Annotated in this window: 33 protein-coding genes; 1 reads left to right on the top strand and 32 read right to left on the bottom strand. The window is 64.2% G+C overall.

The features are described from left to right. The 8 genes from WC326_01950 to WC326_01985 form a co-directional block, all read right to left on the bottom strand. Positions 1-858, bottom strand: a complete 858-nt coding sequence (locus WC326_01950; protein MFA7329813.1) for an abortive infection family protein — start codon at positions 856-858, stop codon at positions 1-3. Between the two features lie 225 nt (positions 859-1,083). Next, on the bottom strand, positions 1,084-2,028 hold the full coding sequence (locus WC326_01955; protein ID MFA7329814.1) for an IS1595 family transposase: 945 nt from the start codon (positions 2,026-2,028) through the stop codon (positions 1,084-1,086). A 578-nt stretch (positions 2,029-2,606) separates the two neighbouring features. Continuing rightward, a complete protein-coding gene (locus WC326_01960) occupies positions 2,607-4,016 on the bottom strand; it encodes a hypothetical protein (protein MFA7329815.1) in 1,410 nt (469 codons plus the stop codon). A gap of 7 nt (positions 4,017-4,023) precedes the next feature. Continuing rightward, positions 4,024-4,629, bottom strand: a complete 606-nt coding sequence (locus tag WC326_01965) for a hypothetical protein (GenBank protein ID MFA7329816.1) — start codon at positions 4,627-4,629, stop codon at positions 4,024-4,026. A 1,167-nt stretch (positions 4,630-5,796) separates the two neighbouring features. After that, positions 5,797-6,513, bottom strand: coding sequence for a hypothetical protein (locus tag WC326_01970; protein ID MFA7329817.1), 717 nt, complete (start codon positions 6,511-6,513; stop codon positions 5,797-5,799). Positions 6,514-6,659: 146 nt separating this feature from the next. Further along, a complete protein-coding gene (locus WC326_01975; GenBank protein ID MFA7329818.1) occupies positions 6,660-8,048 on the bottom strand; it encodes a PD-(D/E)XK nuclease family protein in 1,389 nt (462 codons plus the stop codon). A 577-nt stretch (positions 8,049-8,625) separates the two neighbouring features. Next, positions 8,626-9,234, bottom strand: coding sequence for a hypothetical protein (locus WC326_01980; GenBank protein MFA7329819.1), 609 nt, complete (start codon positions 9,232-9,234; stop codon positions 8,626-8,628). Further along, entirely contained in the window at positions 9,231-9,692 is a 462-nt protein-coding gene (locus WC326_01985) for a hypothetical protein (protein ID MFA7329820.1), read from the bottom strand. Before WC326_01985 ends, WC326_01980 begins: the two co-directional genes overlap by 4 nt. Positions 9,693-9,778: 86 nt before the next feature. Between WC326_01985 and WC326_01990 the strand changes: the two genes are divergently transcribed. Beyond that, positions 9,779-10,186: a hypothetical protein gene (locus WC326_01990; protein MFA7329821.1), complete on the top strand. Its 408-nt coding sequence runs from the start codon at positions 9,779-9,781 to the stop codon at positions 10,184-10,186. Here the strand turns inward: WC326_01990 and WC326_01995 are convergent. The 24 genes from WC326_01995 to WC326_02110 all read right to left on the bottom strand — a co-directional run bounded on the left by WC326_01995 (position 10,104) and on the right by WC326_02110 (position 26,646). Continuing rightward, positions 10,104-10,805, bottom strand: coding sequence for a 3'-5' exonuclease (locus WC326_01995; protein MFA7329822.1), 702 nt, complete (start codon positions 10,803-10,805; stop codon positions 10,104-10,106). The two genes, WC326_01990 and WC326_01995, sit on opposite strands and share 83 nt — an antisense overlap. A 255-nt stretch (positions 10,806-11,060) precedes the next feature. Continuing rightward, positions 11,061-11,267: a hypothetical protein gene (locus tag WC326_02000; protein ID MFA7329823.1), complete on the bottom strand. Its 207-nt coding sequence runs from the start codon at positions 11,265-11,267 to the stop codon at positions 11,061-11,063. After that, entirely contained in the window at positions 11,264-11,431 is a 168-nt protein-coding gene (locus WC326_02005; protein MFA7329824.1) for a hypothetical protein, read from the bottom strand. The genes WC326_02000 and WC326_02005 overlap by 4 nt, the downstream gene beginning before the upstream one ends. Continuing rightward, complete coding sequence (locus WC326_02010; protein MFA7329825.1) at positions 11,428-11,601, bottom strand: hypothetical protein; 174 nt, start codon at positions 11,599-11,601, stop codon at positions 11,428-11,430. The genes WC326_02005 and WC326_02010 overlap by 4 nt, the downstream gene beginning before the upstream one ends. Before the next feature lie 82 nt (positions 11,602-11,683). Further along, a complete protein-coding gene (locus WC326_02015; GenBank protein MFA7329826.1) occupies positions 11,684-11,869 on the bottom strand; it encodes a hypothetical protein in 186 nt (61 codons plus the stop codon). After that, a complete protein-coding gene (locus tag WC326_02020) occupies positions 11,866-12,243 on the bottom strand; it encodes a hypothetical protein (GenBank protein ID MFA7329827.1) in 378 nt (125 codons plus the stop codon). The genes WC326_02015 and WC326_02020 overlap by 4 nt, the downstream gene beginning before the upstream one ends. 2 nt (positions 12,244-12,245) lie before the next feature. After that, positions 12,246-12,488, bottom strand: a complete 243-nt coding sequence (locus WC326_02025; GenBank protein MFA7329828.1) for a hypothetical protein — start codon at positions 12,486-12,488, stop codon at positions 12,246-12,248. Positions 12,489-12,491: 3 nt separating this feature from the next. Next, positions 12,492-12,830: a hypothetical protein gene (locus WC326_02030; protein MFA7329829.1), complete on the bottom strand. Its 339-nt coding sequence runs from the start codon at positions 12,828-12,830 to the stop codon at positions 12,492-12,494. Then, a complete protein-coding gene (locus WC326_02035; GenBank protein MFA7329830.1) occupies positions 12,827-13,120 on the bottom strand; it encodes a hypothetical protein in 294 nt (97 codons plus the stop codon). The genes WC326_02030 and WC326_02035 overlap by 4 nt, the downstream gene beginning before the upstream one ends. After that, complete coding sequence (locus WC326_02040; GenBank protein MFA7329831.1) at positions 13,113-13,559, bottom strand: hypothetical protein; 447 nt, start codon at positions 13,557-13,559, stop codon at positions 13,113-13,115. Before WC326_02040 ends, WC326_02035 begins: the two co-directional genes overlap by 8 nt. Position 13,560: 1 nt before the next feature. Further along, entirely contained in the window at positions 13,561-13,842 is a 282-nt protein-coding gene (locus tag WC326_02045) for a helix-turn-helix transcriptional regulator (protein ID MFA7329832.1), read from the bottom strand. Beyond that, on the bottom strand, positions 13,839-14,174 hold the full coding sequence (locus tag WC326_02050) for a hypothetical protein (GenBank protein MFA7329833.1): 336 nt from the start codon (positions 14,172-14,174) through the stop codon (positions 13,839-13,841). Before WC326_02050 ends, WC326_02045 begins: the two co-directional genes overlap by 4 nt. Before the next feature lie 3 nt (positions 14,175-14,177). Beyond that, positions 14,178-14,828 carry a hypothetical protein gene (locus WC326_02055; protein ID MFA7329834.1) on the bottom strand — a complete coding sequence of 217 codons (651 nt, stop codon included), beginning with the start codon at positions 14,826-14,828 and terminating at the stop codon, positions 14,178-14,180. Positions 14,829-14,854: 26 nt separating this feature from the next. Beyond that, positions 14,855-15,322 carry a hypothetical protein gene (locus tag WC326_02060; GenBank protein ID MFA7329835.1) on the bottom strand — a complete coding sequence of 156 codons (468 nt, stop codon included), beginning with the start codon at positions 15,320-15,322 and terminating at the stop codon, positions 14,855-14,857. Next, positions 15,319-15,603: a helix-turn-helix domain-containing protein gene (locus tag WC326_02065; protein MFA7329836.1), complete on the bottom strand. Its 285-nt coding sequence runs from the start codon at positions 15,601-15,603 to the stop codon at positions 15,319-15,321. The genes WC326_02060 and WC326_02065 overlap by 4 nt, the downstream gene beginning before the upstream one ends. 206 nt (positions 15,604-15,809) lie before the next feature. Then, on the bottom strand, positions 15,810-16,184 hold the full coding sequence (locus WC326_02070) for a hypothetical protein (protein MFA7329837.1): 375 nt from the start codon (positions 16,182-16,184) through the stop codon (positions 15,810-15,812). Positions 16,185-16,229: 45 nt separating this feature from the next. Then, entirely contained in the window at positions 16,230-16,856 is a 627-nt protein-coding gene (locus tag WC326_02075; GenBank protein MFA7329838.1) for a hypothetical protein, read from the bottom strand. Then, positions 16,846-18,201: a hypothetical protein gene (locus WC326_02080; GenBank protein ID MFA7329839.1), complete on the bottom strand. Its 1,356-nt coding sequence runs from the start codon at positions 18,199-18,201 to the stop codon at positions 16,846-16,848. The genes WC326_02075 and WC326_02080 overlap by 11 nt, the downstream gene beginning before the upstream one ends. An 11-nt stretch (positions 18,202-18,212) precedes the next feature. Beyond that, positions 18,213-21,092, bottom strand: a complete 2,880-nt coding sequence (locus WC326_02085) for a hypothetical protein (protein ID MFA7329840.1) — start codon at positions 21,090-21,092, stop codon at positions 18,213-18,215. Positions 21,093-21,102: 10 nt separating this feature from the next. Beyond that, positions 21,103-23,157 (bottom strand): DEAD/DEAH box helicase, encoded by a 2,055-nt coding sequence (locus tag WC326_02090; GenBank protein ID MFA7329841.1) that lies wholly within the window; start codon positions 23,155-23,157, stop codon positions 21,103-21,105. After that, the gene (locus WC326_02095; GenBank protein ID MFA7329842.1) at positions 23,154-23,465 is read right to left on the bottom strand and encodes a hypothetical protein; all 312 of its coding nucleotides are present in this window, start codon (positions 23,463-23,465) and stop codon (positions 23,154-23,156) included. Before WC326_02095 ends, WC326_02090 begins: the two co-directional genes overlap by 4 nt. Next, complete coding sequence (locus WC326_02100; GenBank protein MFA7329843.1) at positions 23,462-25,480, bottom strand: ATP-dependent DNA helicase; 2,019 nt, start codon at positions 25,478-25,480, stop codon at positions 23,462-23,464. The genes WC326_02095 and WC326_02100 overlap by 4 nt, the downstream gene beginning before the upstream one ends. A 79-nt stretch (positions 25,481-25,559) precedes the next feature. Continuing rightward, complete coding sequence (locus tag WC326_02105) at positions 25,560-26,321, bottom strand: hypothetical protein (GenBank protein ID MFA7329844.1); 762 nt, start codon at positions 26,319-26,321, stop codon at positions 25,560-25,562. 25 nt (positions 26,322-26,346) lie between these two features. Next, the gene (locus WC326_02110) at positions 26,347-26,646 is read right to left on the bottom strand and encodes a hypothetical protein (GenBank protein MFA7329845.1); all 300 of its coding nucleotides are present in this window, start codon (positions 26,644-26,646) and stop codon (positions 26,347-26,349) included. Positions 26,647-26,697 lie beyond the last annotated feature (51 nt).

The raw sequence follows: 26,697 nt of genomic DNA on the forward strand, positions 1-26,697 counted from the left end.
TCACACTATCTGGGATCGCTTCCTGTCCTCGTGAGTCTCGAACAAGAACTGCACTACCGTGACAACGGCACCAACGGCCAGTCTCGCGTGCCGTGGCGAAAGCCCCTTCGTGTTGCCAGCACGCCCATGCCCACTGCCATACAAATTCCGAAGCTCGGCCAGTCCGATGCCAACTTGCCCCAGGTTGCTCAGCAGTCGTTTGACGGTCTCCGCGCCCTTGGCCGCCGAACGCACGTCATCAGGCAGTAGTTTCAGTTCCCGTCGAGTTCGCTTCAGCAATTCCGAAACATCCCAACCTGTTTCAACCTCGACGCCACAATCCCCGAGAATCGTCTTGCAGGTGGTCTCCAGCATTTCTTTCGCCGTGCCCACCGCCAGCGCGGGATCATCGTTCACGGAATCGCGCAAGCGCGTGATCTGCCGATTCAACTCGGGCGCGTCCAACCCAGAGATTGCATGATGAATGTTCTCCATCGTGAGCAAGTCGGTTGGCGCGAGAAGACGAGCATCCTCCCATCGAAACCCATCGCGGCGAAGGGCCCGACTGAACTTTCCCAGCTCTTCCTTGGCGAAGCCAGCCCTGTATTGGTCCTTGGCCTCGACACCGACCTCCAACTCATCCAGGACCGATTCAAACACACGCATCAGTTTCTTCACGTCCTTCCAAGACGTGAGGTCCAGCGCGTGGTAATACCGCATCACGAGACCTCGCCGTTCCCCTGACACACCCGGATCGAAAAACTCGTCGCAGGTGATTCCAGCCGCCTCGAAGCGGTCCCTGATGATCGAGAGACTTGTCCCGACGAAGTACTCCCGAAGCAGATTTCTCGTTTCCGCGCGAATCAACTCACTCGCCATGATCACTCCAATTGCCACGCAAGAAGCTAACACGGAGAAGTCGCCTACATGGAAAACCGCCCGCGCGCGGTTGCACCCCATCAGCCGCGACGCTCGTTTGGGGTCCCCGCCATGCGACGGACGCCCCTCTGAACCGGCGCCGGTTCGTGTCCCTCGATAGGTGTTTGGTGTAGGATCCACCAAGCCAGGATTCGCCCAACACCTTCATATCAAAGAACCTCATGATTAAGTAGCTGACTCAGCCAAACGGATCTGACGCAAAGGCAACGGGTTGGATCTCGCCGCCAGGCGCATGGCGCTGATCGCCAGCTCTTTCAAATCGAAGCGGCGGTTGAACCGGTACTGGAACAGGGCCAGAAAGCGCGGCACGTACTTGCCGTGGATCTGGTGATACACGCCCTGCAAGCTGGTCTTCAGATTGCCCAAGATGGTGCTGGACCAGAAGAAGGCCGTGTCCATCATCCGATTGTCTCCATTGACGATGAGGCGCTGGTGCACGCGCGCATGGGATTCCAGCACCCGAAACGCCGACAGGCCATCACTGCGCACGTGCGCGTCCGGCTTCAGATGGTCCTTGGCCCACGTCGCGATGACGGCCCGGCGGAACCCCTTGACCACCTGAAGCTGCACATGCACAGGAAGGCCGGAGTCGTTCTTGCCGACCGCCACCAGGAACGGCGTCTTGTTGGGCGAGCCGCGTCCCACCTTCTTGCCAGGTGCACGACCGCCCAGGTAGGCGTCGTCCACCTCGACATAAGGCCCCAACTGCCGCTCCTCCTCCCGGAACCTCATGGCTTCCATGAGCTTGTGCAAGATCAGCCAAGCCGTGTTCTGCTGGACACACAGGTGCCGGGACAGCTCCAGCCCCGACATGCCGGTCTTGGTCTGGCTGATCAGGTAGATCGCCAGGAACCACTGGGTCAAACGCAGCCGGGACCAGTGGAACAAGGTGTTGGCTGTCAACGAGGTCTGCTTGCGGCACCTTCCACATTGCACCACCGGCCTAGTGCGAAGGGAATGCCCGACATCGTGTCCGCAACGAGGACAGACAAAGCCGTCCGGCCAACGCCACTGGCGCAAGGCTTCCCGGCATTGGGCCTCGGTGCCGAATCGGCGAAGGAACTCGGCAAGCCCGAGGCCCTTCTGGAATTGGATCTTGGACGACAGCATGGATTCCTCCTGGACGATGCACGAAGAAACGCCCAGGGTGGGACAGCCGATCTGATTGCCAATGAACATCAACAGGTTAGCTGGCTGAATCAGCTACGTAATCATGAAGAACCTAGGAAAACACGGAAGGGGCTTTGCGCTCAATTCACTCTTTGGCCTCGCAGACGAAACAGCCGCGCCGGTACAAGTAGATGAAATTGAGGGTGATGCTGTCGTTGGTGCCAACCCAGGTCACACAGCGCTCCAAACCACAACCGTTCTCCTGGTGGTCGGCCTGGGCGGGCTCGGGCTTAGGCAGCTCCAGCAGCCTTTAGAGTTCCGTCAAGAATAGCAGATAGTTGACGCGTTCACCTTTCGTGGCAGTTGCCCAACGTGGCTGAAACCGCTCCTTCAGAAAGGGCACGCCGAAAGGCTCTTGTGGCGCGGAGCAACTCAGAACAAAGTGGCATCAGCTTTCTCGAACAACACTAAAACAAGGTATTTCGATTTCTTACTTCCTGTCGGCCACGGAATACAGATCTAATCAGGCTGACCAACAATATTCTAATGCTTATTTGTCTCAGCAAATAGGAAAATTCTTATGCCGACACCTTCCGTGAAGCCGAGAACCGTGCAACAACGGCGTGAATAACTATTGCTAATACTACCGCAGGGGCGAAAGCTTGAGTAGGATTCCAGGTAAAGAATAGAACGAGGAACACTATTACCCCAGACAAGCCAGATGATATCGCAGCAGCACTACTTCTCCACTCCTCCACCAAGAGTCCAGCAATCATTGGAAGGAATATCAAGAGTAACGAGAATGCGCCCACAAACAGGTCTACAAAATTAGGAATCAAAAAGGCAAGACCTAGAGCCGAAACGGTTAAGACGAGTGCAATTATTCTAGTCTTCTTAACTAACGCCTTGTCTAGAGTCTGATTATTTTCAGCCTTAGTCCAATTGCCACCACTTACCACCCACGAGAGAAAGACCGACGCATTATTGATAAATGTGTCGGCCGAGCTTAGAACTGCAAAGAAAAAGCCACCACTGATAAAAGCCAACATCCAAGGATCTGAGAAGGTCTCGAACACCCACCCAAGAGTCGCATTCTCCGCCGTAATGGATCCCTTTAAAAACGCAGCCATTCCAATAGAAGTAAACAAGACGTAGAATAATAGTGATAAGACGCCCGCTAGCACAAGACCGATGACCGCATCTCGGTCGGACTTTGCCGTCCAGATTCGTTGCCATACGTCCATACGAACAAGGAAAAGTGGGCCGAGGAAAAGAACTATGCCAATTAAGAAGACGAAGCCGTATCCAGTGCCATCAAGCTTAGATAGCGGCAAGTTTTTTATACCTTCTGAAAAGAAGCCGGTCTGTAGCAGCCCAATCAAGAGTACACCACCAACGAGCCCAACAATCGTAACCTGAAAGTAATCTGTTATGACGTCTTTCCGCAGACCACCCCAAACTGGATAACAAAGCATCATCCCCGCAGCCACTGTAACAAGAACCCAAGGTATCCATTCAACTCCAATTGTCGCAGCTACATATTTGGCGAATACAAACATCCCTACGAACTGGCCTGCTAACAAAAAAACATACATGAGACAATTTATAACCGCGAACTGGACAGCAACTGGACGTGAGTAGTTGCACGCAACCAACTCGATAAGAGTATGTGCTTTTCGATCAAACATCAATTTTCGGATATGTCTGACGAAACGAGCCAATAACGCAAGACCGAAAAGATAGATAACTCCTACAAGGTAGCCCACCAATCCAGCCTCAAATCCGATTTGTCCAACAGCCAAGAACATGCCGCCGCCAACCACGGTGCCAGTAAGAGTTAGTGCTATTCCGAGCCAACCACGAACTCCAGGGTCGGCACGATAGATGAGTTGCGTGGTCCGATTATCGCGACGTGTGTGCCAGAAACCTACAGCTCCGTTTATGGCCAACAAAATCATCACTAGAACGAAAAAGCCAATGCCATTCATGTCCGCCTCACGCAGTTTTACGACTTGCAAGTATGGAGATGTGGAAAACCTTCACCAGCACTAATACAAGAATTGTGGACAGAAATAACTGAGCATTCTCTGTTGCGTTAGTGGTGCCCACTTGAAGAAACCATCTCAAGAGGAGAACCAGAGAGAGGAAAGCAACCCCCAGACCGGCAAGTGTACCAAAAAGCTGTCTCCCTTGTGCAACTGGATACCATCCAAATAGATAATTTGCAATGTGGTAACTGCTTGCTGCTAGCGCGTAAACAGCAAGAAAAAGTAACCGATCGTCACCTGATGTTCGACCAAGTGTGACTACAATGCCGAGAAACCATATCCAAAGCGAAAGAAACACCACACGAAGCAAAGACACATCACCATCCTGGCAGAGATCCTGACGGGCACGAAGTGTATTTACTGTTGTCCAGTCAAGAAAGAAGTAAATCGTTAGGGACAGCACTGACGCCCTTAATGAAAAAGTTGACGGCCAATTAAACGTGAGCTGAGTGGCAATCGTTGGATCAACAAATTGATGGGCAAATAACACCCCAAAACATACTCCATATTGAATATTAAGCAACGTAACTGCATCATCGACTTTGAAGTTCATAAGCCAACCTCAAGACGGCAGTAGAATTACAACTGTGCCTGCGCCTCGGGCGGCAGAGTCAGCGAAATCAAACGTGACATGACTTACTACCATGCGCCCGTGAACAGCGAATCGCTGACAACTGACCAACAGGTTTACCTCACCTTCAGAATGCATTACCTTACGTCTAAACCGGAGTCCGTCTACATGCGTGAAAATAACATCTCCTGCTCGCTGACTAACCAGATAATCTTCCATATTTATAGGCGCAAGATTTGCGGCAATCGCTTGGTGTATCAAGAGGTAGCCAACCTGCGAAATCAGCGTCATAAGCTGGGAAGCTGTCACGTACTCTAGTATTCCCGGGAATGTCACAGAGTAACTAACAAGTCTTACAGTAGCTGTTACTGCCAAAGGCGAGAAATTTGCCCTGACTACATACCGGTGCTCTGGCAGATAAATCTCCAGAGCCTTTTCAATTGAGGAAGGTTCTACTGGTAGACCGGTGGGTCTTACTTTTTGGATTATGGATGCAGCATCTGCCATAGAAACCTCTTCATGGAGAAGAACCGCCTTGCGGCCGTAGAATCTCTCTGTATCTCGTGTGTCTGTGGACCGCTGAGCATAGAGTAACGAGTCACATCTCGAGAGTCAAACATATTCTAGAAAACGCACGAGCTCGGAGACACCCCTTACTCTCATTGTTCCCCCGTTGGAGTGCCCGCTTTTCCCAGAACCCCCCCCCGCCCCGGTTTAGTCCTGGCCGGCAGGCGCTGCTGGCGGCTGCCTCGTGCCCAAACATCCCAGCGCCGCGCTGCCCGTACACCCGCCAGATTCTCCGCCAGGCGGCACCAGCCGCCCGCTGCCGGGCGATCTTGGCCCGGGACGTGCCGCAAGCCGTACCTGGGGTCGGCCGCTCACTGCGCCCGCGCCAGACCCGCACGCCGCCACTCTGCTCCAGGCAGGTGCTAGACGTCGACCGCTGCGGCACCATCTCACCAGCATTCCGGTGCGAAATGGCTTGTCAGAGTGCCGTCCAACCAGATCGCCGCTGTCGCATGTCACGGGTTGACGTCCGAGAACAGCCATTCTCGGACCTTTCACTGCCTGCTTAGAGTGCGATCCCTTTGACACGCAAAAGCCGCCCCAGGGCGGGGCGGTATGTTCTTGGACGCATTTCCTGGGTTTTCAGGCAAACGGGTCCGGCGGCAGGTCGTCGTCCGCCAGGCCGACTGCCCCGGGCAGGCCCTGGTCGTCCTCGTCGTCCAGGTCGTCCGGCTCCGCCACGGCCAGGGCCGGCCCGCGCGCCTGCAGGGACTCTGCGCCGGCGATGGATCGGCCACCGGCCAACGCCCGCATCTGGGCCGGCGACAGGGCCCCGCGCACGCGTTCCAGCAGTGCGCCCACCTGCATGCCTGCGGCCAGCAGTCCTGGCCCACCCTTGCCGTCCTTCCCTGTCCGACTGGCCTCCTGCTCCTTGGGCGTCGCGCGCAGGTTCCGCAGGTGCCTGTCCACCACCCTGGACAGCAGTTCGATGTCCTTCGGGTCCAGCGCCTCCATGCCGTAGGTCAGTCGCACGTGGGCCGCCCCGGCCGCCAGGATCTGGCGCAGGTCCGCGCCCGTGTTGAGCCCGGTGTAGTCGCGGTAGATGTCGGCCACGAACCCGACCAGGGAACGCTGCCAGGCCGGATCCTGGAAAAGGGCCGGAACGGCCACGCCCGCGGGAAGGTCCGGCGCCGGGACAAGGTCCTCCGGCCTAGCGTGATGCTGGCTGCAGCGCATGCCCCGCATCGGCACGACAGCCCTGCACAACCTGCCGCCGTCCAGCTCCGCTCCGCAGCGGGGCGCCCGGGCCACCGGATTCCCCCGCCCTCCTGTGTCCACCTTGTCTGGCCTCGGCTCCATCGGAACCTCCTGGCTGTCGCGGCCACCGGCCGGGGCTTCCGGGCGGGTGGGCTCACGCAGGGTTACTCTGTACTCTTGCCCTGCCAAGTTACTGCCATCACTGACAGGCTTGCCATCAATTTGAAAAGTGCATCACAATTCTGCTCTCAGATCTTCAGTCTGCGCTTCACCTGGGGCCGCTTGATGCGTTTGGCCAGCTGGCCCTTCTCTTCCACGGGGCGCTTGTAGGCTTGCAGCTTGGGGTTCGGCATGGTCTCGATCAGTGGCGCCAGCTCGTCCTTGAGCTCCTTGAGGGCGGTGGCGGTCAGGCGCTGCTCGGCGTCCTTCATGACGGCGTCGAACTCGGTCTTGGAGATCCTGCCGATGCGACGCAGGACTTGGCTGACGGGACGTCGGTAGACCTGTGCCAAGAGCTTGGCAACGCGGTACGGGTCGAGGAACGTGGTCTCGTTGTTGGCGCTGGTGCGGAAGAGGTGCGTGGGCGTCTCGATCTGCTCGTTCCCGATGAGGTGGATCTTCATCAGGTCGGCCAGCTCTTCCTTCCGGGCGTAGAGGATCTTGGCGGCGTCGCTCATGCGTTCGTACTCGACAGCGATGGCGGACAGGTCGCTGGGGGTGACAAAGGCCTGGGGCAGGCCGCGTGCGACCACCTCGCGCCAGAGGCTGCAGCGGGTCTTATGGTCGCAGTAGGCGCAGTACTTGTTCAGGTGGGCGGGGAAGGTGCGGGACCCTTCGCAGCGGTGGACGAGGGTGGTGATCTGGTGGACGGCCAGCTGGAGATCGGATTCGGATCGGGTGGTCCGCTGGGACAGGCCGTGGCGCAGGAGGACGAACTCGAAGTCGACGGGCGTGTCGGGCGTGACGGCCAGGGCTTCGCTGTCCCGGACGGCGATCTCGTAGATGGACGCCTGCAGGGACTGGCGCAGTTCGTCCTTGGCATAGAGCATGCGATTGGTCTTGTAGTCCTTGAGGCGCACGACGCCTTCGGGCGTCATCTCAAGGCGGTCGATGAAGCCGATGATGCGGATGTCGCCGAGGGGGTCTTCGATGACGAAGTCGAAGGGCCATTCCAGGCCGAGGATCTGGTCGGCGTAGAAGTCGCCGGTCTTCAGGTATTCGACGAGGATGGCCTGGGCGTCGGCCAGGACCTGGCCGGTGGGGATGACGTCGCCTTTCTCGGGCTTTTCCTGGAATGCCTGGTTGAGGCAGTCGAGGATGAGGCCTTGCTGCCGGAAGAGCCTGCCCATGTGACGCGCTTGCTTGAGGGTCTGTCCGGCGAGCTCCAGCGTCCGGTGACAGAGGGTGCCGAGGACGGCCGGACCACTGGGGTCGGGCAGGGGCTTGATGTAGTCAGCCCCGTAGATCTGGGGATCCAGGTATCGGGCCTTGTAGGCGAGTGGGCACCTGGCGTAAGTGTCGAGCCGGGAGAAGGACCAGTGCTCGTTGTGGACCTGGAATCCGTCGGGGAGCTTTTGGTCCAGCATGGGCAGGTCGGGGCAGCAGGGCGCCAGGGGCGCCGCGTGGGGCGTCGTCATGGGATCATCCTTCCGTGGGTTCGGGTGTGGGCGTTCGGGGCGTGGTGGGGCGCGCAGGCGGCCGCGTGGCGGCCGGGGGTGGGGCGCGCGCGGCGGCATCGGGGGCGCAAGAGAAGACCGGCGGTCAGGCGGGGAACAGCGGCGTTCCGCGTGGGGACGCGAAACTCCCACCTCCAGGGGTATGGACAAAGACACTTTTCCCTGGTGAGACATAGGGGGGTATTGGCGTGTGAAATGTGACTGCCCGCGGGACAGTGCCCGACGTGACATATATCTTTTTTTAAATAGAAAAGATTGTTCGTTGAGCGGTCACAGTCCAGCTGGCAATAAAAGTGCGAAGTGAAGTGGCCCCTTTGTCTTGTAGCGTTGAGATGTTTGTGTCCATCAAAGCTAAATCGCTGCCCATTGCCCAAAGCAGAAATACCAATCAGGGGGGTGGTTGCATGCAGCGTGCAATTTTCGGCTACTCTTGGTGATACAAGTTTGGAGGGCCTAAAGTTGCACGATGCATGCAGCGAGGCCTGAGATTTAGAACCCACTTTGGGCAATCGTCCACGGCGCATTGCGTCGTCCATCTCTACTGCCAGTTCTTCAAGCGGTCCATCGCGGACCTGGCGTCAGCCTCTGTGGCATCCAGCCATTGCTGCATCAGGTTCCGGGTTTGCGCGGATGGCATGACGCGTCTTCCCAACCACCTGGAACAAAGGCTGGGGTCTGCCTGCAGAATCTCTGCCAGGCGGCGCTGGGTGACGCCCAGCAGGCGACGCCGGGTCTCCACGGCCGTCAGCAGGGGGTCTACCAGCCGGCCCTGCTCGTCCCGGGCGCGGGTGGGTTCAGTGGCCCGGCGAGCCTGTGCGCCGATGTGGCCCAGGACGCGCTCGAAGCGCAGATTGACGCTGGTGGCCAGGCGGTCGATGTCGCGCCGCAGGCCCCGAACGGCCTCGCCCAGCAACCGGACGTCCTCGCGCAGGCGGTCGTCTGCCGTGCCAGCCGTCCGGCCCTGCTGGGCCGTGGCCACGGCCTCCTTGACCCGGGCCTCCATCCTGGCGTCCCACTGGCTGAAGAGGCTGTCGATCTTGGCGCCCAGGTCCTCGCGCAGCTTCTCGTCGTGGCGCTGGATGTACTTCCGCAACCTCGGGGAGATGGCGTTGTCGCCGTGGACGACGGGGTCCTCGTGGTTGGTCATTGGCCGCCGCCTTCCGGGCCTGCCAGCGCGCCCAGGGCCGCGTCGCGCTGGACCACCAGGGCCTGGATGCGCGGCACGATGTGGTAGGGGGCCTCCACGTCGGGAGAAGCACCGCGGGGAATGCCGGCGGCGTCGAGCACCCGGCTGGCGTCGAAGATGGCCGCGCGCCCGGCCGCCTCGGTCGATCCCAGGGTGATGAACTTGTTCGCAGCCCCGCGCGTCCTCTTCACCCGCACGGCCGTGAGATTGGCCTTCAGCACGGCGATCTGATTCGGGGCGTCCAGCGGCGTGCCATCCTGAAAGCTGATACCATCCTTCCGCCCCGCTTCGAACCCGATGCGGAAGGCGGCGGCGAGCTCGTTGTTGACGTAGGTGTTGCCGGGGCCACGCACGAGGCCGCATTGGTACCCGGCGAGGCAGGCCTTGCAGATGTCTTCGATGGGCTGGGTGATGTTCAATTCTCTCGTTCCTTCCATGTCCGGTTTGTAGAGTGGCTGGTTGTGTCTGTGCGATGGGCGCGGGCAGGGATCGACAGGAGGACTCGATGGGCAGTGAGGATCTTCTTCTGCAGGTGGAGCGTGTTCGGGCGCTGGCGCAGGCCGAGCTTCGAGCATTTGCTTTGGCGATTGGGTTGCTGACACGTTTGCGTCGCCACAGATCGAATTGTGATGGGCACGATGGACAGGTGTTTGAGGTCCTTGCGGATCGCGAGTCGTTGGACAGCATGCTCGAAGACTTGTTGTCCTTGCTGGAGAACGATGCTCACCTGTTGCCACCTGAAATCTTCATCGCATTCGAGACCATGCAAACCGACTTGTTGAATCTTTTGGACAGAGGCTTTACGCCCAATCAGCGAATTGAATTCACGGCTATTCAGCACCAGTGGTACTTGGATCTTCGCGAGCAGTTGCTTCAGCTTTTCCACCAGCGGTTCGGCGCAGTGGTTGATTGAATCCAGCCCCAAAGACCGTTCTTCGTTGTGGCCGAGTTTCCTCGGGCTGCGCATCGGCCCTGGCCAAGCGCAGGGCCGCGCACACCTGCCCGATTTGCGCCAAGCAGTCGGCCAGGGGGTGGTGGGGCATCTGGGATTCGATGGGCGGGGTGATTTCGTCCAGTGTGCGCACGTCGCGCACCTGGTTGTGGCGCCAGGGGACCGGGCGGCCATTGGTCTGCAGTAGGTCCTCCAGGATGGCGATGTCGAAGTGGCCGCGGCTCCAGATGCAAGTTGTGGGGTCCGTGTGCAGGTCGTGGAGATCTTCCAGGAGATTCTCCACGACGCCTGTGAGCGAGTGCGGCTCGAAAACCTCGACGTTGGCGACGTCCCGGCTGCTGTTGAGCATGGGCCCCAGTGGCGCGCGGGTGGCCCACCAGGCCACGGTCTCGGCGGACACCGTACGACCGGCCTGGATTTGCTGGTCCACGGTGCGCCGGCAGTCGGCGATGCTGGTGCAGGTCGCGTCGATGGCGTAATGGCCGTCCTTCAGATCGAAGCCTACGATGGCGATGGCTCGGATGACGGCCGATGGCGCTGTGTCCCAGGTCTCGATGTCGATCATGTAGTGGCGGGGCATGCTGGGTCCTTTCGTGCTTGGCGAACAATGGAGTGGGGCTGGGACAACGCCGGGCTGCGGCCGCCTTGGGGCTTCACGCTTCCCTCCGCACGCGTGCCCCACAGGCCTTGCAGCGCGCCCAGCGCTTGCTGGTCGCGCGTGTGCCATGGCCACACTCGGGGCACATGGATCCCCTGGACAACAGCAGGCCGATCATGATCTCCAAACCCGTCCTGGTGGCCAGGGTGTGGCGGGCGGCCTGCTCGTGCGTGCTCATCACAGCCGACCGCTCCGGATCGCGGCCAGGCGGGCCAGGGCGTCGAGCTTCCGCTGCAGGCGCTCCTTGGCGTCCTGAAAGGCGTCCCAGCGTTCGCGGGCCCGGTGGGTGGCCAGATTCCCCGGATCCTGCATTTGGTGGCTCTGGCCGCGTAGGGTCTCGCGCCGGCGGCGCCTGGCGCGGCGGCTTTGGGATTCGCGCGTCATGACCGCGGCCCCTGGGCGGCGAGCCAGAGCAACAGCAGGATCACCGTGCCAACAAGGGCCATCCATCCGGCCCGCTTGCGGTACCCGGCGCCCATGTCCTGGGCAACGCTGGCCGCGACGGCCAGGGCGATGAGGATGAAGAGAATCCAACCGGCCAGGTTCATTGCGGGGTCTCCTGTTGCATGGGCGCGAGGTCGATGAATTCCCAGTCGCGCTGGGGTAGGGGCTTGTCGCGCTTCTCCACCTCGGAAGAGGGGCGCGGGCATTCCTTCGGGACTCGCCAGAGGGTGACGCGGTCGGGATCGTTGGCGCCGTCGTAGGCATGCGGGACCACGAATCCCGTTCTGTGGCATGAGACGACGCAGATCCCGCGTGTAAGCCGCTGGGTGCGCAGGTACTCGCATCGGGCGCAGGTTCTAAGCATGGTGGGCCTCCCCGGCCTGCGCGGCCGCAACCTTGCGCCGTGCACGGGCCTTGTGGATGGTGCTTGAGATCACCGCGGACTCGCCCCAACGGGACTTCAGCTTGGCGATGGCATTCTCCAGGTCTGCCTTGGTGACCGGGCCGCCAACGGTGATGTTCATGACGTGGGTGGGCTTCATGCGGATGGTTCCTCGGTTGGGGTGTCTGCCGAAGTGGGGCAGCCCAGCATGCTCCCACCTGCGGCTTGGTACACCTGCAATTCTTCCTGTTCCACGACCACCAGGTCCATGGTGCGGGCATAGGTCCGCCAGCCCGGGTGGGGGTCCAGCACGGCGCAATTGCGGGCGGTGAGGTGGTCCACTCGGCGTGGGGGGTTGTCTGGTGACAGGGGCCAGCGGGCGAAGCGCACCCACTGACCGGGCTGGATGGCTTCGTTCTGGGTGTGCTTGATGAGGGGCGTCCCGGCCCGCAGCTGGCCCAGCGCGCGGCGGGGGCTGCCGCATGGAAGGCACATGCCGGTCGGGATGGCGTCGAAGGAAGATGCCTTGCCCATGGTCAAGCTCCCGTGCCCACGGGCTGCCTGTTCCACCTGGCGTTCGCCCGGGCCTCCAGCTCCGCGTAGGTTTCGTCCACCTGGCCGATGGTGGCCTGCGCGTTGCCACAGGCCGCGCACCAGCGCAGCTCCGTGGCCATGGTCACTCCTCGTGGCCGCAGCCCGTCCGGGTACTCCAGGCGGTCGTGGACGACTTCGCAACCACAGGGGCAGGGGCTCAAACCCAGGATGCGCGGTTTGTGCATGGGCTACTCTCCTTCCTGGGTGCTGGATGGGTTGAACGACCTGGCAGTGGCCACAAACCAGGTCGGGCTGTGGGCCGGGGCGTTGTCCGGCGAGGGTGGCTGGGTGGTAGGCGCCGCAGTCCAGCTGCGCAGGACCCCGCCTAACTCCCCGCTGGGCAGCTGCTCCACCACCTGCAGCTCGCGCAGATAAGGCTGCAGGCTGGTGAGCATGTCTTCCAGCAGGCGCTCGGCGTAGGCGCGGGGAAGGTCAGGCAGCTGGCGTTCGGGGTGGTCGGCGCGCCAGCGGATGATCAGGCAGCAATCAAACTCCAGCGATGGCAGTCGGTCGGTGGGGACATTCATCTGCGCATCCCCCGGCCCAGCTCATTCCAGTCGCAGTCACGCAGCCAGGCGAGCAAATCAAAACCATCCATCGGGCCCTGGCGCCAGTTGGCATTCACGTGCCGGCGCACGCGGATGCGAGCGCGGTTGAAGCGGGCGTCCTGGGGAATGCGGATGGGCAGGTGGCTGGCCACCGTGCGCACGGCGGCGCGCATCTCCTTGTCGATGGCCACCAGGGTCTCCACGCTGCCGGTGTAGGGCCGGCCCAGGAACTCGTGCTTGCGGGGCGTGAGCAGGGGGATGTCAGGCATGTTGGTTCCCCAGTCGACGGTGCCGCGGCACGCCCTGCCCGGGGTCTTCCAGGTCCAGGTGCTGGGCGCGCAGCACGGCGTGGATCTGTCCAGCCATTCGCTTGGCCGCGCTGCAGATGCGCTCGTGGGTAATGGGGCCGTGGGTGTCGATGGCGCACTTGAGCCCGCCGGTGACCAGGCGGTCCAGGTGCTGCCTGTCCATGGGCCTGCAGCGCATGGTGACCAGCAGGACCAGCTCTTCCCAGGGCGTGTCGCGGGGGACGTGCAGGGCGTCGGCGATCATGGCCAGGTGCTCGGCGGCGGTGGGCCGTGAAGGCGCTTGGGGGCCGGACAGGGCCCGCCCACAGGGGTCAGCCTGCTCCTCTCGGACCTGCTGGATGAGCAGGGCATCTCGGGGCGTAAGCTCGAAGGGTCTATGGGCGGGCCGCTGGTGTGGCATGTCAGGCCTCCGCATCCTGCAGGAGGTCGGACACCGAAACATCGAGCGCGGTGGCCAGCTGGGTCAGCACGCGCAGGCTGGGGCTGTGGTGGGGATCGCTCAGGATGGACTGGACGCTGCCGACGCCAAGGCCGGCGCGCTTGGCCATCCGAATGATGCCGATGCCCTTCTGCTCCTTCCCCTCGTTGTTGAAGTCGTCCATCAGGCGGCGCAGGTTGCCGCGCAGGGTGGAGTGGATCTTCACGCACGAGTCGGGCATGGTCTTCTTGCGAAAAGTCGTCACGGTTCTTGTCTCCACGTTGTCCATGACCTATTGCGTTTCTTCAGTGCCTTGATCACCCTGGGGTCGCCCGCGGGAAGGGTGCGGGCCGCCTTGCCCAGGCGCAGCGGCCGGCATGGATTCCAGACGATGTCCATCCCATGGGCGCCGTGTGGCTTGGCCTTCACCCGGCACAGCCAGCGGCCCAGGTTGGGCAGCGTCAAGGCCTCGTCCGCGTCCAGCTCGTCCAGCAGCTCGCGCACCACGTCCAGGACATCGCGGACCGCGCGGTCGGCATCCTGACGGGTGTAGCCGTGGTAGGCGCGCAGGCGCTGGATGACGTCTTGGGTGACCATGGCTCACTCTCCGAAGGGGTCGTCGGGCTCGGGGCCGGGCCCGGTGGCGTCCAGGTCTTCGTCGTCCTCGTCGTCGCCGTCCGGGTCGGCGTCCTCCTGGGGCGCATCAGACGCGGTCGCCTTGTCCGGTTCCGCCTGGGCGGCCAGGGCCTTGGAAAGGGAGGCGTGGCGCATCTCGCTGGGCGGCTCGCCCTGTCCAGCCCAGACCAGGGTCACCCGTCCGGTGAGCTCGTCGAAGTCGGCGCGCCAGGGCACCTCGCTCACGAACAGCGGCCACTTGGTGCGCATGCTGTTCAGGTCTTCCGTGGGCTGCTGGAGCTTCTTGAGCTGGCTTTTCACCAGGGCGATGGTGGCCTGCAGCTTGACCACGTCGCGCGGCTTCTCGGCGAACTCCAGCTGGGTGCGGGCCTCGTCGGCCTCGCGCAGGAGGCTGCCGAAGAACTGCTTCCACCCGGCGCAGCCGGTGAGCTCCTGCAGCCGGTGCACTTCCTCGGCCAGGCGGTCGTAGGCCTTGCAGTCGATGTCCGTGGGCTTGCCGCCCTTCTGGTCCCTGGCCGTCGGCTTGGGCGTCTCCGGCGCCGGCGGGTCCTTCGACTGCGCGCCCGGGTTCAGCGGCACCACGTTGTCCTCGGGGTCCTTCTTCTGTCGTGGCATGGAGCCTCCTCTTGATTGGATGTGGATCAGTTGTGCTGGGGCTTGCCCAGGTAGGCTTGGGTGGCGTGGTCGAGGTGCTGGATGGCGTCATCCCGCAGGGAGGCGTCCCGCGCGCCGGCGGGATCCATGACGCGGATGAGCTCGCGCGCCGCGGCGATCTCCTGCAGCATGACCATGGCCCGCGCGATACCGGGGGCCGTGGCCGCCCTTGCGTCCAGGCCGGCTCCCTCGGCCACGCGTTCGGCCAGGACGCTGGACTCCAGCACGCCCATCTCGCCCGTGCCCTGGATGGCCTCGGCAACCAGCTTGAGTGCAGCGGCCGCGGCTTCAGAGGTCTGGGCCGTGGCCTGGGCGGCGTCTAGCAGTCCGCGGTTGAGGCTGGCGCGCCAGGCGGCTCGATCCGTTCGCAGGGCGCGCGTAACGCGGGCGCGGTGCCAATACCAGGCGGCGGCCGTGCAGGTAGCCGCAGCCGCGGCAAGCAGGGCTGTGCTCATCGGGGGTCTCCTTCGCGGGTGGTCAGGATGAAGGCGGCGACGTCGTAGGGCAGGTAGAGGACGGTCCCGCCGATCTTGCGCGGGGGCAGGGGTTTGCTTCGGGCGTAGCGCCACTTCTGCAGGGTTGCCGGCGTCTGGTGGAGGACGGTCGCGGCCTCGGTCTCGGTGATCAGCGCCGGCGGGCGGGCGGGGTCGTGGCCGAGCTGCCGGTAAATGGCCTCCACCAGGGTCAGGATGGCGGCCTTGCGCTCTTCAGCCCGCTCGTCAACCAGCTTCGGCATGACAAAGGCCTTCGGGCGACTCATTGGACGAGGTCCACGATGCCCCGGGTGGTGGCCCGGTAGGGGTGGGCGATGTACAGGCGCAGGGGGCGCTGGGCAGGGGTAGACATGGCTGCCGTCTCCTTGGTCGTTTCCTTCCAAGGGCGCGGGAAATCAGGCCAAAGGGGACAGGGGTGGGAGAAAAAGTGCGGGGAATTTGAGGGGGCTCAGGCCTTCATTTCCACTCGCCAGTTGGTGGCGATGATCACCGTCATGGACTTGGACGGCCACGCGAATGCCGCCCGGGGCCTGAGCCGCCCGGTTTCCACCTTCAGCTCTTCCATGCGGTCGTGCAGCAGGATCATGCCGGCCCGGCGGAAAACGCGCCATGCGGCCTGGCGGCCTGTCTGGCTGTGGCCTGCACGGTCGTAGGCCCGGCGGGCCTCGCGCACCAGCTCATCCAGCCACATTTCCTCTTCGCTGGGCATGCAGCAGAACTGCTTGATGGCGTCGAGATACGTGTAGCCCAGGTCGTCTTCGCCGAAAGCGGACAGATACTCCCAGTTGGTCCAATGCGGATCCGTGTTGCGATCCTCGCGCAAGGGAGTGCTGGGACCACGCTTCTTCCTTGGCGACGCCATGGGACCTCACGCTTTCCGGTCGGCCAGCAGTTCCTTCTGCAGCAGGATGGCCTGTTCCAGCACCCAGGCCATGTGTGGGCGCTCCAGCCTGCTGGGCCAGCCACTGCGCAACCAGGCGCTGGGGGGCAACCCGCGCAACCGCTGCAGGGCCTCTTCGAGCTTGATGGGGCGGACGGCCAAGAGCCGCCGCAGCCGCACAAGGAGCGGCTGCGGGGACCCGGCAAGGACCAGGACCTGGATGACGGAACGCAGGTGCGTCCCAATGAGGGGTGGGGGGCTTCCACGGACCTCCTCCAGGATCGCGCCGGCCTCCTCGGCCAGGAGCCGGGAGCGCTCGATCATCAGGTTCTGCTGGGCAGCCCGGACCAGGATGTTTCGCGCCTGGATGCGCGCGGCCCGGCCATCAGCCGCGCCGTCCGACAGCACCTGGCGACGCTCCAGATCGGCGCGCCGGCGCGTCAGCCAATAGGCGGCCTGCAGGTCCTCCGACTTGAACCCCGCCAGCAGCTCCAGCATGGACTCCATGGGCAGGATCTTGCGGTCCAGGATGGCGAGGATCTCCCATGCCGCCGGGGTCTCCAGGTAGACCCGTCCAGGCCCGGCAAGCCGCCCGCCTACTCCGTCACTGGGCATGGCTTGCCTCCAGCAGCGCTTCCGCCTGCAGGACCTCGCCGTCCACGATGTGGATCCCGATCTCCTCGCTGGTGGCCAGCTCGAAAAGAACGAGCAGGTCCTGCTCGGCGGCCCAGGCCTTCACGCGGTCCCGCGTGCGCTCAGTCATCATGGAGGCTTCGCGCAGCGCCAGGAACTTCAGGCGGGGGTGCATGGCCGCGCCCATGGCTAGGGAGACCTCCAGGCGCTCGGCGTCCGAGGCCTGGGCGAAGGGCCGGTCTCGGTAGCGAATGGTCCCGTCCTCGGTGATGGCCAGCCCCTCGATGGGCAGCTTGGCGCCCAGTAGCACGGCGGCGATCTCGTCGTTGACTGCATCGTAGTCCCGGGTCAGGGCCTCGCTCCTCTTCAGCAGGCGGTCCACCTCCGCCTCTTCCTCGCGGTACTTCCTGGCCGCCTGGGCGTGGGCGTTGTCGGCCTCGGCCGTTTCCAGCTTGTCCATCAGGGCCTGCAGTCCGGGATCGGGGAGCTCGTCCACCACCTTTCGCTTGTCCCTGCCCTGGCCCACCAGCTCCGACACGCGGGCACGCGCCGCCTCCAGCTCGCCCTCCAAACGCTCCACGTCGGTCTTGGCCTTGGCATGGTCGGCATAGAGGTCCTGCAGTTCCTGGCGCACCTTGTCGTTCGCTGTTTGCACCTGGCGCGCGGCCTCGATCTGGCGGTTCAGCTCGGCCAGGCTGACTTCGGTCGGCATGGTGGCTTCAGGTGGGTCCAAGGCCTCCAGACGCACCTCGGCCTTCTTGTGGTCGCGGTTCACGTCCGTGCGTTCGTCGTAGAAGGCCTGGCGCTTGGCTTTGAGCGCATCGATGGGCGCGCGCACGCCGGCCAGGTCCACCATCACCTTGGCCTGGGCTTCGGGCTTCATGCGCAAGAACTCAGAGGGGTCGAAGCACAGGGTGTTGAAGAAGCTGTCCAGGATCGCCTGGGGGCTGGGGAAACTGCCCTTGTCCGGGGTCCAGATCTTCAGACTCCACCCGCCCTCCGCCGTGACCGTACGCGTCACGCGGATCCGCCGCGGGCTGTTCGCCCGGGCGTCGTCCGCCGGCGCCATGTCCAGGGTGATGACGGCCTTGTCCGCGTCCTCGTGCACGGGCTCATCTGTCTGCTGCAGAGCCTTTGCCCCGCCCAGGGCCGTCCAGATGGCCTTGATCACGCTGGACTTACCCTGGCCGTTTTCGCCCGTGAGTTCCAGGGCATGGGCCGCGGGATCAATCGCCAGGCGGACGGCCTTCAGGCGCAGGAAATTCTCTGCCGACAGCCCGATGAGGCGATAGCTGTCGGCGATCACATGGGGTTGCTTCTCAGGCATGGCGGATCCTCTCAGAAGGGCAGGTCGTCCTGCGTGGGTGGTGTGGTCTGGGTCTGCACGGGTCGGCTTGGCTCGGCGGCGAGCAGCGCGGCCTCATCCTCGGCGTTCAAGCCGTGCAGGCGCTGCAGGGCTTGGCGCAACTGGTCGGGCCGGACCTTGATGGCGCGCACGCGCTTGCCGCCGACCATTGGCCGGCTGACGTCGGCTTCCTCGATGACGTGCTGGGTCTTGAGCAGGTTGGTCAGGCGGTTGCTGGTGAGCTTCTTCTCGAAGGGCCAGGCGCCGTCTTCCAGCAGCTCGGTGTGGATGCCATCGGCCAGCTTGTTGGCCACATAGACATAGGCGGTCCCCACCACCTCGTAGACCCGCTGGTCTTCGCCGGTGATCAGGTTGAGCATGGTCTGCAGGATTAGGATGTCGACGCTTTCCCGGCGGGCCTTCTCTTCCCGCTCACCTTCCTTCTCTTGCTGGATGCGCCGGATTCGATCCGTCAGGCTGCAGGTCTCGTCCCAGTTGGAGGCTCGGTCGGTGAGGATGGCGAGGACCAGGATGGGCAGCCAGATCTCGCGCTCGCGGCTTTCCAGGTCCGGGAAGGCCCCCACCAGCTCCTGGGTGTAGATCGCGTGGATGGCAGGGAACACGCCCAGGGCCCAGCAGTGCATCTTGTTCCGCAGGATGATGGCCCGCTCGTTGATCTCCTGTTCGCACTGGGCGGCGTCGCGAATGGTCACGTCCTTGTGCTTCTTCAGGCTCCTGATCTGGATGCAGCGGTTCCCAAAGACGTGGTCGATTTCCAGGATGGACCCAAAACACTTGGGGCCGAAGGTGTCGAACATCTCCACCTGGCCGGTGTCCATGTTCGTCCGGCTGGCGCTGGCTCCCCGCTTGTAGCCATCGTTCAGCATGAGCCGGATGGTGGCCTCCACCGTCCCAGGCTTGGGGTGGCTGAGCTTCTCTGCCTCGTCCAGGATGATGGTCGCGCGATTGGCGTGGGCCATCCGAAACATGGCCGACTCGGTGACGCTGGATGTCTTTCGGGTGTTGAAGGCGAGTGCCGCGATGAAGTCCAGGGTGAGGGACTTGCCGGATCCCGTCCCGCCGTTGAGGTGCAGGTATCCAAGGCGGCCGAAGATGGGGTAGACGTAGCTCTGCATGATCCACAGCGAAAGCACGTCGAAATCGCCTGTGGACGGGTACCAGATGAACTCCTGCAGGAACTCCTTGAGCTCCAGGAAGAGCTCTGCCGTGTTGGGCACGTGGACTGCCGGGGCAGCCAGGAATCGGCTCACGCTGAAGGGGACGTCGTCGGCCCTGGACCAGCGGGGCAGGTCGGGATCGGGGAATCGGGACAGCTTGTCATCGTTAACGGCCCGGGTCGAATAGCGCACCAGCGTGGCGTCAATTTGACCGTCGGTGATGCGGGACTCGACGATGCACTTCACCTGGCCTTTTGATTCCGGGTCCGCGCCCCAGACGCCGATGTGCGCCGTGGGTTCCGGGTCGGTGAAGTAGAAGTCCAGCGCTGCGACGAACTGCTGGGAGTCCTCCAACAGGACGCCCGCGGCACCCACGCCACCCTTGGCCCTGGGGGCGTCGGACTGCGAACCGGAGACAGGATCAGGGGCCTTCTTGACCTGGGCCTTGATCATGTCCCGCAGGGATTTTGGGGTGGATCCCACGCGGGTGGCGATGCTCTTCAGGTAGACGTCCTGCAGGTTCTCGTCCAGGTCCCTGACGTCGGCCAGGAGCTCGTGCAGCACGCCTTGGGCATCTCGCGTCATGCGCTCGCCGGCCTTCACGTCCGGCAGCAGCTGGACCTGGTAGGTCAGGAGATCCGGGGCTCCCTTGAGCAGGGCCAGGAACTCCTCGCGCGTTCCGCCGGCGCGCGCCCAGTCGTTGATGTCCTTTTCGCCGGGCATGTGAAGGATCCGCACCTCGCCGTCGCGCAGGGCGGCCTGGATGGCCCGACCCGCGTTCACCACCCGACTGCGGCCCGCCTTGTCATTGTCCCAGACAAGAGTCACCACGCTCAGGTGGGCGAAGAGGTGGGCGTTCCGCGCCACTTCCAAACCCAGGTTGCCGACGGCCGGGATGCCCCACACGGCGAGCGTGGCGGCATCCGGGACGCCCTCGCCCACGACCACCTCGCGGTCCTTGTTGAACAGGGCGTCCTGGTTCCACAAGCCGGCAGGCTGGCCGGCCAGGTGAACAAACTTGCGCTTGTCGGTGGAGCCCGGCAGGGCGCGGAAGGTCGCGCCCACGACCCGCTGGCGCAGGGTGAGGGCGAAGAAGACGCGCGTGTCCCGGAAGAGCAGGCTGCCCGTTGCGCCTCGCAGACCGGCCTCTTCGAAGTCCGCCTGGTTGAAGTCCGCCAGGAGGGGATGGCTGCCACGCGCCTGGAAGAGCTTCTCCAGGTTCAGCAGGCCCACGTGGTGGTCGTGCAGGAACTCGCCGTCGAATCCGCGGCTGGCCAGGTACTCGCGCGCCCCTCGGGCCACGTCCGTGTCGGCAATGAGCTGGCCATGCGCGTAGCGAGCCAGGGCACTGAGGGTCTCCTCGCGCTTGTGGCGGGCCGCCTCGGCCACCCGTTCCTCTTCGGTCGGCGGGGTCATATCCCAGCCCTTGATCTCGGCAGCGCGCTGAACGGCACCCTTGAAGTCGGTGTGCTGCTCCAGCATGAGGTAGTCGAGGGGGCTTCCGCCGCAGCGGGCGTGGGGATGGCTGGGGCACCACCAGGAGTTGGTTTCCCCGTAGACCATGAAAGACCCGTCCTTGTCCTCGTGGCCGGGCAGCGGGCAGCGAATGGGCTTGCGCCCCGTGTGGTGCGGGACCAACTCGTCCATCGTCAGCTCGCGCTTCAAGCGCTCCACCAGGTCCGGGTAATGCCCCACGGGCTTGCTCCTATCGAATCACGGCTTGGAAGAGGTCTTCGTTCACGCTGGCCAGGATGGCCGCCGCGGCGTCGAACTGGTGCTCGCTGCGGTCCTTGGTGGGATCCCAGCCCGCCTCGGTCCACGGTCGCCCATCCCGGGCCCGGCAGGCCTGCACGCCCTGCGCAACGCGCGCCTTCGTGGCAATGAGACCACCACCCACCCGCTCCTTGATGTCTCCGGGAAGCAGCCAGATGGTGGGCGCCGCGTGGTAGACCTTGGCCGTCACCAGAAGGGCCTTGGCGTAGGCCAGGCCTTTCAGGGCTGCGGCGCTCTGGGCGCCCGAGGACGGCGTCTCGCAGCAGAGCAGGGCAGGCGGGTACTGAGCCAGGAAGTCGCGGATGCCCAGCGCCAGGATCTCCAACCTGCGGCCGTCGTCATCCGCCTTGCGGATGCCCAGCTTCTTGTCGCTGGGCGCCGTGCACAGCGTGGTCATGGCCACGGGCCACCAGAGGTCGACGTCCACGGCCACCAGGGCGAAGTGGGTGAAGGAGGGGTCCATGCCCACCACCAGCCTCCGGCCCGCGTGGGGCGCCAGGATGACTGGGGCGGACACGTGGGGCAGCAGTCCCGCGTCGAGGGCACTGTGGGCGGCTTGGGCCGCAGGGGCGGCCTTCACGATGCTGGCGCGCAGCTTCTTGTAGGCAGCGCGGCGCTTGGCGTACTGGCGCAGGAAGGGCTTGGCATCCGTGGCCACGTGGGTCACGGCGCTGTCGATGAAGTCGTAGACGTCGCCCCGGGTCTTGCCTGGCGCTGCGCGCATGACGCGCCCCACGCGCTGCTCCACCCGGCCTTCGGCCTTGGCCGGGAAAGTGAGCAGCAGGGTGTTGAGCTCGGGGATGTTGAGGCCTTCGTCGGCGACCGTGGAGGCGAAGAGCACGCGCACATGGCCTTCACGAACGGCGCGCCGGATGAGCCGTCGGGCGTCCTTCTTCACCTTGCCGGCCAGGAGTTCGCCCTGGATGCCCCGGACCTTGGCGGCTTCGAAGAGCGGGAAGAGGTGGTCCTCCACCCGTGTGGAAAGGACCAGGACCACCCGCTCCTCGTCCTGGTAGAGAGCCTCCAGCGTGTCCAGCACCAGCCGCCTGCGATCCTCGTCCCGGGCCAGGGCTTCCGCCAGGGCCTGGTAGTCCTCGGCGCCCTGGTAGGGGAACGTGAAGTTCGTGTGCACCTCGTGGATGACGGCGGGCACCAGATAGCCGGCGCCCAGCAGGTCCTCCTGGCGGGTCTCGTGCAGAATGGGTCCAAAGGTGTGCAGGAGCTTGGGCGTCAGACCGTCCTCGCGCTCGGGCGTCGCCGTCAGCGCCAGGCGCCAGGCGGCCGGGCTGGCTGCCACCACGCGGTCGAAGGTGCTGGCGGGAGCATGGTGTCCCTCGTCCAGGATGAGGCAGCCGAAGCCGGCCATGTGCCGGGCAAGGGCGTCCGCGGGCATCTTGGCCAGAGTCTGAACCGTGGCCAGCTGAACGGGAGCGGCCTTCCCGGGCGCCACGCCCAGGTGCTCCTCCAGCTCTTCCTCCCACTGCTCCTTCAGATCCAGCGTGTGGACCAGGACCAGCGTGCGCTGCCCAATCTCAACTAGGGCGGCCATGGCGGTGACCGTCTTCCCTCCGCCGGCGGGGATCACCACCACGCCCTGGGTCTTGGCGACCATGGCCTCCTTGGCTGCCAGCTGGTAGGGGCGCAGCTCGATGCGCATGGTGGGCAGGGTGATGGGAGACAGGGGGGCCCGGCTGCGCCGGTCCTCGATTCCCGGCCATGACTGCAGGTGCTCGCGCAAGATGCCCACGGCCCCGCGCGGCATGCACCAGCGGCCTTGCCCGTCCAGCAGGAAGCCATCCAGGCGCTTGGGGATCAGGCGCCAGACGCCTTCCACCTTTTCGCGCGGGGTCTGCACGCCCCGGGCCTTGGCTTGTTGGTAGGCGGGGTTCGGATAGGAAAGCGCCTGTTCCAGCAGCTCGCGCACTCGCGGGGCGAGGTCGCGCAGGGGGATCCGGATCAGGCTGTCCACCAGGATGGGCGCGCTCATGCTTCGGCCCCATCCATGGCTGCTCGGTACGTGCGGACGGCACCTTCAAAACCGATCACCGCAGACCTGCATCGCGCCTCCAGCATGTCGTGCTCGGGCAGGCACGGATCCTTCTGTGCGTCGTAGGCCGCCCAGGCCCGTTCGAGAGTTTCTGCCGCCTCTACCACGGGCCGCATGGCCTCCAGCGCGGTGAGGGCGTCGCGCGCGTGCCCGGCCAGCCGCGACCGGCCAATGCCATCCAGGTAGGCGGCGAGCTCAAGCATGTGCTCGGCCGTCAGGGCCAGGTCAATTGGCTTGTTCGTGGTCATGCGAAGGGGTCCTCCGGGTCTGCCAGGAAGCTCTCGATGCTCGCCACCTCGCGCGAAAGCATGCCGCCTGGGATGGCCTTCAGGAACTGGCGGCCGTACTTCTTCGATTGGACCCGGCCGTCCAGCAGCAGCACCACGCCGCGGTCGTCGTGCCGGCGGATGAGCCGGCCGAAGATCTGCCGCCAGGTGATGAGGGCCGTGGGTAGGCTGTGCTTGAAGAACCAGCCCTTGGGGTCGTGCTCGGCGATGTAGTCCATCACCGGGTCCGCAGGCGAGGGGAAGGGCAGGCGGTCCAGGGCCACCAGGGACAGGCTTTCCCCGGGCACGTCCACGCCCTGGAAGAAGGTCCGCGTGGCGAAGAGCACGCTGGAGACGTCCTCCTTGAAGCGGGCGATGAGCTGGGTGGAGGGGGCATCGCCCTGGCAATGGCAGATGTAGCCCATCCGCGTGAACTCGGGGGCCAGCAGGCCGTGCGCAGCCCTCAGGGCCTGGCTGGATGTGAAGAGCAGGAGGGCCCGGCCGCCGCTGGCCCTCACGGCCTTGTGGAGCTCATCATGCACGCGGTCGCGGTGGGCGGGGTCATTGGGCTCGGGGAGCCCGTCCGGCACCACCAGGAGGGCCGCGCTGCCGAAGTCGAAGGGGCTGGGCAACACCACCTGGCGCGTGCCGGCGTCCAGGCCAATACGCTCGCGGATGAAGGTGAAGTCCTCGCGCGTGGTGGTCAGCGTGGCGCTGGTGGCGATCACCGGCACCCAGGGAAGCAGGGTCCTCTGCAGGAAGGGTGCGATGGAAACCGGTTTGCCCTTGAGCTTCCAGCTCTCGCCGGCGGCGCCGTCCTGGCGCTCCACCCAATAAACCCACTCGGGATTCTCTTGCCAGACGAGGGCCTTCACCCGCTGGCCCAGCTGGCGGCACTGCTCCTTCTGACGCTCCAGTTGGGCGTGCTCCTTGGTCTCCGCCTCATACTGGGCCTGCAGTGCGCGCAGCTCCTGCCAAGCGTGGCGCAGGGCGTCCAGGATGGGCTCCTCGTCGATGAGCCCGGGGAGCTTGATTCGGTTGGATCCCTGGGCCGCATGCTTGAAGCCCATCAGCTTGATGGCCTTGGAGAGGCCCTCGGCTGCATGGTCCAGGGCCTCGTAGCCTCCCCGGGAGAGGTGGCGCTTGAAGCCGCGGAAGCTCCAGCGGCCGATCTCTTCGCCGGCGAAGTCGCTGCCGATGTCCGGGATCTCGTGGGCCTCGTCGCAGACGAGGGCGTTAAACTCCGGCAGCACGCCGGCCATGCCGCCCGTGGCGGCCTGTACCTTCAGGTGGGCGAAGAGCAGGTGGTAGTTGCACACCACCACCTGCGCGTCGCCCGCCTCTTCGACGGCGGCCTTGTGGTAGCACTTGAGCGAACAGCCGGCGCACTCGGCCGTGTCGCCCACGGCGAAGTGGCGCCAGACCCGGGGCGTCACCTTGAAGGGCAGCTCGCTGGCGTCGCCCGTGCTGGTCCGGTTCGCCCAGTCGAGCACGCGGTCGAACTCGTCCTGGTCCTCGCCCGTGACACCGGCAAAGAGCATGCTGCGCTGCTCCAGGAGCTTGTCGGCGCAGAGGAAGTTCCCGCGACCCTTCAGGAGGGCGAAGCGGAATGGGACGGGTAGCACGCGCTGCAGGAAGGGCAAGTCCTTCTGGGTGAGCTGCTCCTGCAGGGCGATGTTGGCCGTGGCGATGAGCACCCGCTGCCCAGTGGCCATGGCGTGCTGGATGGCGGGCACGGAGTAGGCGAGACTTTTTCCCGTGCCTGTCGGCGCTTCGACCATCAGGCCCCGGCCTTCCATCAAGGCCAGCTCCACTTCCTGGGCCATCGTGAGCTGGCTGGCCCTGGGCTGGTAGTCCGGCAGCTTCTGGGACAGCAGTCCGCCAGGGCCGAAGACCTCCTCGGCCGAGACGAGGGGGATCTGCGGCGCCGGGTCGCCGGGAAGGGAGAGCAGGTCCTCTGGCAGCACCGGCCAGGGCGCGGAATCCGATTGGGGCATGGCTGGCTCTCGGTTGGGGTTGGAAGTGGGGCCCGGTCGACCGAAAGGGAGAAGCCGACCGGGCCCTGGTGGAACGGGATCAGGAGAAGGGGTCGGCCTCTGCCGCACCCGCGCCGCCATCGTTCTTGGCGTGGCGCAGGGCCTCCTCTTCGCCCGTGACCCACTGCTGGGCTTCCTTGAGCCGGGCCGCCGGGAGCTGGCGGATCTGCTTGATCGCGAAGCGCGCCAGGAAGTCGGACATCATCTGGGCGCCCTGGGCGTCACCCAGCGAGGCCTTGAGGGCCTTGAGCCGCTCGATGATGCCGTTCCCCTCCTCCTGGGTGATGATGGCAGGGGGATCGGGCTGCTTGGCGCTGCCGCCGCCCTTGCTCTCGTCCTCGCTGCCGTTCTTGGTCAGGTCGTAGAGTTCCAGGGCCACCAGCTGGGCACGCAGCTCGGGGGTGATGGACGCCTCGGGCAGGATGGTGTAGGTCGTGTCCTTGGCCTTCTGGCCCGTGCGTTCGACCTCGAAGATCTGGGTGTCGATGTTGTATTTGACGTCCATCTTGGACACCTGCTTGAAGAAGGTTTTCGAGTTCTCGAAGACCTTCAACGCCCGGAAGACGTAGACCTTGTCCACCAGCTCGATGATGGCCACGTTCATCGAGGTCTTCAGGCTCTTCTCCTTGCCGCAGCCTTCCTTCCAGTCGTGGTAGGTGGTGCCGTCCCAGTACACCTCGCGGATGAAGGGATCACCCAGGAAAGCAAGCAGGTGCTTGTCGCCGTCCTCGAACTTGAGGAAGCGGCCACTCTCCAGGGTGTGCTGATCGTAGCGGCTGTTCATGTCATCGAACCGGCCCATGGTGGGACCTCCAATTTGAATGGGATTACTGCGTGTCGCGGATGACGCCCAGAAGGCGGACAATGGCGGGGTAGGGGCGCAGGTTGAGGTTGGCGCCCACCATGGGTTTGGGGGCGCGCAGGCTTTCCAGGGGTTCCAGGCAGTCCCGAAGGGCCGTCTCGATGGAGTTCGACATGCGCTCCGTCACGACCGCGTCGAGGTTGTGCTCCGCCGCGATGCCGCCGAACTCCAGCGTCAGGAGCAGGAAGGCGGCCTTGACGCGGCCGGCGACCTCGTCGGCGGTTGTGGCGTCGGTCCTGGAGGGGGCGGCGGCGGGCTGGTTCATCCGGGTCTCCTTGGTCGTTTCCTTCCAAGGGCGCGGGAAATCAGGCCAAAG

The organism is Candidatus Delongbacteria bacterium (assembly GCA_041675285.1).
Classification (GTDB): domain Bacteria; phylum CAIWAD01; class CAIWAD01; order CAIWAD01; family CAIWAD01; genus CAIWAD01.

Bases quoted from the DNA above. Each gene is read 5' to 3' on its own strand.
- WC326_02030 (MFA7329829.1), bottom strand. From the start codon at position 12,830: ATGAATGTCCCCACCGACCGACTGCCATCGCTGGAGTTTGATTGCTGC.
- WC326_02095 (MFA7329842.1), bottom strand. From the start codon at position 23,465: ATGACCACGAACAAGCCAATTGACCTGGCCCTGACGGCCGAGCACATG.
- WC326_02060 (MFA7329835.1), bottom strand. From the start codon at position 15,322: ATGAGCACAGCCCTGCTTGCCGCGGCTGCGGCTACCTGCACGGCCGCC.
- WC326_01995 (MFA7329822.1), bottom strand. From the start codon at position 10,805: ATGCCCCGCCACTACATGATCGACATCGAGACCTGGGACACAGCGCCA.
- WC326_02000 (MFA7329823.1), bottom strand. From the start codon at position 11,267: ATGACGCGCGAATCCCAAAGCCGCCGCGCCAGGCGCCGCCGGCGCGAG.
- WC326_02105 (MFA7329844.1), bottom strand. From the start codon at position 26,321: ATGGGCCGGTTCGATGACATGAACAGCCGCTACGATCAGCACACCCTG.
- WC326_01950 (MFA7329813.1), bottom strand. From the start codon at position 858: ATGGCGAGTGAGTTGATTCGCGCGGAAACGAGAAATCTGCTTCGGGAG.
- WC326_01970 (MFA7329817.1), bottom strand. From the start codon at position 6,513: ATGGAGCCGAGGCCAGACAAGGTGGACACAGGAGGGCGGGGGAATCCG.
- WC326_02025 (MFA7329828.1), bottom strand. From the start codon at position 12,488: ATGCACAAACCGCGCATCCTGGGTTTGAGCCCCTGCCCCTGTGGTTGC.
- WC326_02040 (MFA7329831.1), bottom strand. From the start codon at position 13,559: ATGCCACACCAGCGGCCCGCCCATAGACCCTTCGAGCTTACGCCCCGA.
- WC326_02075 (MFA7329838.1), bottom strand. From the start codon at position 16,856: ATGCCCAGTGACGGAGTAGGCGGGCGGCTTGCCGGGCCTGGACGGGTC.
- WC326_02065 (MFA7329836.1), bottom strand. From the start codon at position 15,603: ATGCCGAAGCTGGTTGACGAGCGGGCTGAAGAGCGCAAGGCCGCCATC.
- WC326_01980 (MFA7329819.1), bottom strand. From the start codon at position 9,234: ATGACCAACCACGAGGACCCCGTCGTCCACGGCGACAACGCCATCTCC.
- WC326_02080 (MFA7329839.1), bottom strand. From the start codon at position 18,201: ATGCCTGAGAAGCAACCCCATGTGATCGCCGACAGCTATCGCCTCATC.
- WC326_02100 (MFA7329843.1), bottom strand. From the start codon at position 25,480: ATGCCCCAATCGGATTCCGCGCCCTGGCCGGTGCTGCCAGAGGACCTG.
- WC326_02110 (MFA7329845.1), bottom strand. From the start codon at position 26,646: ATGAACCAGCCCGCCGCCGCCCCCTCCAGGACCGACGCCACAACCGCC.
- WC326_02050 (MFA7329833.1), bottom strand. From the start codon at position 14,174: ATGGTCACCCAAGACGTCATCCAGCGCCTGCGCGCCTACCACGGCTAC.
- WC326_01975 (MFA7329818.1), bottom strand. From the start codon at position 8,048: ATGACGACGCCCCACGCGGCGCCCCTGGCGCCCTGCTGCCCCGACCTG.
- WC326_02035 (MFA7329830.1), bottom strand. From the start codon at position 13,120: ATGCCTGACATCCCCCTGCTCACGCCCCGCAAGCACGAGTTCCTGGGC.
- WC326_02090 (MFA7329841.1), bottom strand. From the start codon at position 23,157: ATGAGCGCGCCCATCCTGGTGGACAGCCTGATCCGGATCCCCCTGCGC.
- WC326_02020 (MFA7329827.1), bottom strand. From the start codon at position 12,243: ATGGGCAAGGCATCTTCCTTCGACGCCATCCCGACCGGCATGTGCCTT.
- WC326_01960 (MFA7329815.1), bottom strand. From the start codon at position 4,016: ATGAATGGCATTGGCTTTTTCGTTCTAGTGATGATTTTGTTGGCCATA.
- WC326_02005 (MFA7329824.1), bottom strand. From the start codon at position 11,431: ATGAACCTGGCCGGTTGGATTCTCTTCATCCTCATCGCCCTGGCCGTC.
- WC326_02055 (MFA7329834.1), bottom strand. From the start codon at position 14,828: ATGCCACGACAGAAGAAGGACCCCGAGGACAACGTGGTGCCGCTGAAC.
- WC326_01965 (MFA7329816.1), bottom strand. From the start codon at position 4,629: ATGAACTTCAAAGTCGATGATGCAGTTACGTTGCTTAATATTCAATAT.
- WC326_02015 (MFA7329826.1), bottom strand. From the start codon at position 11,869: ATGAAGCCCACCCACGTCATGAACATCACCGTTGGCGGCCCGGTCACC.
- WC326_01955 (MFA7329814.1), bottom strand. From the start codon at position 2,028: ATGCTGTCGTCCAAGATCCAATTCCAGAAGGGCCTCGGGCTTGCCGAG.
- WC326_01990 (MFA7329821.1), top strand. From the start codon at position 9,779: ATGGGCAGTGAGGATCTTCTTCTGCAGGTGGAGCGTGTTCGGGCGCTG.